At 59.5% G+C, this 363-nt stretch carries 1 protein-coding gene; it reads right to left on the reverse strand.

Features of this window, described 5'->3' with window-relative positions; translation table 11 throughout:
• The coding region (locus HU727_RS25580; protein WP_217847165.1) for an immunoglobulin-like domain-containing protein at window positions 1–363 on the reverse strand (363 nt) is incomplete at both ends.

Genomic DNA, 363 nt, shown 5'->3' on the forward strand with positions numbered 1-363 from the left:
ACGGTTGCGGTGCCGCTGGTTTCGCCCGCTTTGATGGTGATCACGGCGCCGTTCGACAGGGTTACTGTGACTGGTGTGCCGGCTGGGTTGGTCAGCGTGGCGGTGTAAACAATCGAACCACCTTCTGCTACAGAGCCGGTTGCACTCAGCGACAGATTGGTGGTGTCGGTAACGTCGGTGACAGTGGTCGATACCGGAGTTTTGTCGGCGACCAGATTTTCGAAGTTACCGCCGCTCACATTGGTGATCGCGTTGGTGATCGGCGCATTGCCAGTCAGCGCATCGTTCGGTGCGGTGAAGGTCGCGGTACCGGTGGTTTGGCCGACAGCGATGGTGATGTTCTGGCCGTTGGCCAAGGTCACG

It is taken from the genome of Pseudomonas khorasanensis, assembly GCF_014268505.2.
GTDB lineage: Bacteria > Pseudomonadota > Gammaproteobacteria > Pseudomonadales > Pseudomonadaceae > Aquipseudomonas > Aquipseudomonas khorasanensis.